This is a genomic window from Streptomyces sp. W16 (genome assembly GCF_033194735.1).
Taxonomy (GTDB): domain Bacteria; phylum Actinomycetota; class Actinomycetes; order Streptomycetales; family Streptomycetaceae; genus Streptomyces.
Genome location: NZ_JAWOAI010000959.1, coordinates 1 through 1,968, shown reverse-complemented (window position 1 = coordinate 1,968; position 1,968 = coordinate 1). Strand labels below are relative to the sequence as shown.

The 1,968-nt window shown below is 73.0% G+C and carries 2 protein-coding genes and 1 pseudogene; all 3 read left to right on the top strand.

Annotated features, from left to right (window positions below; translation table 11 throughout):
* Positions 1 to 210, top strand: a pseudogene (locus R6V09_RS51915) (hypothetical protein); the annotation flags it as partial.
* Between the two features lie 19 nt (positions 211 to 229).
* Positions 230 to 913 (top strand): class I SAM-dependent methyltransferase, encoded by a 684-nt coding sequence (locus R6V09_RS51910; protein WP_317888368.1) that lies wholly within the window; start codon positions 230 to 232, stop codon positions 911 to 913.
* A partial coding sequence (locus R6V09_RS51905) for an AMP-binding protein (protein ID WP_317888367.1) occupies positions 910 to 1,968 on the top strand: 1,059 nt, incomplete at its 3' end. The genes R6V09_RS51910 and R6V09_RS51905, both read left to right, overlap by 4 nt.

The window sequence follows — 1,968 nt, the reverse complement described above, 5'->3', positions numbered from 1 at the left end:
GGACTGCTGGCCGCCGGCACCCCGCCGGACGGGCTCGCCGCCGCCCTCGGCTGCGACAGCGCCGAGTTCCTGGAACTGGACCGGCTGCTCGCCACCGCGGGCGGCGACCCGGACGACTACTGCACGGCCTGCCTCACCGGCCGCTTCCCGGCCGCCGTACCGCGGACCTACCAGCTGGAACCCCGTCCGGAACCCCGCCCCTCGACCTGACCGCCAAAGGGAGACCCACATGTCCCGAACCGAACACGGCACCGCCGCCGCACCCACCGACACGGACCATCTGGAGACCAAGGGCGGCCAGTTCTTCGCCCGTTACTACGACGCCCTGACCAAGCTGGCCGAGGACCGCTGGGCGGGCCGCCTGAGGGAAGCGGCGATCGGCGGCCTCACCGGGCGGGTCCTGGAGGTCGGCGCGGGATTCGGCGCCAACCTGCCGTACTACCGCAGCGCCTCCGAGCTCGTCGCCCTCGAACCCTCCAGCGAGATGCTCAGGCAACTGCGCGCCCACCGCGACCAGTCCCCGGTGCCGGTCGAGATCGTCGACGGCGCCGCGGAGGAACTGCCGTTCCCCGACGCGTCCTTCGACGCCGTGGTCACCACCCTCGTGCTGTGCAGCGTCAGCGACCTGCCGCTCGCGCTGGCCGAGATCAAGCGGGTCCTCAAGCCCGGCGGCCGGCTCGCCTTCATCGAACACGTCCGCGCCGACGGCCTCATGGGCCACTTCCAGGACCTGGTCGCACCGCTGTGGCGGCGCCTCGCGCTCGGCTGCAACGCCAACTGGCGCATCGCCGAGGCGGTCCGCGCCGCCGGATACCACGTCGAGGTGCACGAGACCCTCCGCCCCTGGCCGCGCTACCCCGCCAACGCCCCGTACATCCGGGCCACCGCCCGTCCGGTCGAGGGGGAGGAATGACAGTGCGGACCAGCAGCCTCGTCGCGGGCATACGGGAGACGGCCGAGGCCGATCCCGGACGCTGCGCCTTCACGTTCTTCGACTACTCGACCGACCGCGCGGGCCGGGCCCGGCCGATGACCTACGGCGAACTCGACCTGCGGGCCCGGGCCATGGCCCGCGCCCTGCGTGGCACCGCCGACCCCGGCGCCAGGGCGGCGATCCTCTGCCCCCAGACGGCCGACTACCTCGTCTCCTTCCTAGGCTGCCTGTACGCGGGCCTGATCGCCGTTCCGCTGTTCGCACCCGAGGCCTTCCGTTCCACGGAGCGGCTCGTGCTGGCGATGGCCGACTGCCGCCCCGACGTCGTCATCACCACGGAGCCCTTCCGGCAGGAGGTCGACGAACTGCTGCTGCGGCCCGAACTCCGGCCCGGCACCCCCAAGGAAGTGCTGTTCGCCGACCGCGTCGACACGACGGAGGCCCGGCACCGGCACCCGGTGCCCGTCGCCGAGGACGCCACCGCCTACCTCCAGTACACGTCCGGCTCCACCCGCTCCCCGGCCGGCGTCGAGGTCACCTACCGGAACATGGCCGCGGGCACCGCCCAACTGGCCGCGGGATTCGGGGTGGACGAAGAAGCCCGGCTGGTCAGCTGGCTGCCCTTCTTCCACGACATGGGGCTCGTCTTCACCCTCCTGCTGCCCCTCACCCTGCGCGTTCCGGTCGACTTCCTCACCCCCTTCGCCTTCGTCCAGCAGCCCCGCCGCTGGCTGAACCTGCTCAGCGACCGGCGCGCCACCCACACCGTCTCGCCCAACTTCGGCCTCGACCTGTGTGTGGACCGGGTGAGCGAGGAGCGGCGCGCGGGACTGGACCTGTCCGCGCTGAAGACGCTCGTCAACGGCTCGGAACCGATCCGCGTCGCCACCCTGGAGCGGTTCTCCGCCGCCTACGCGCCGTACGGCTTCGCGCCGGTCGCGCACTCGCCCGGCTACGGACTCGCCGAGGCCACCCTCGTGGTCACCGCGACACCCCCCGGCCGCGCGCCCGCCGTACTGACCCTGGACCGGGCG

Coding starts and splice junctions, on each gene's coding strand:
- R6V09_RS51910 (WP_317888368.1), top strand. CDS start 230: ATGTCCCGAACCGAACACGGCACCGCCGCCGCACCCACCGACACGGAC.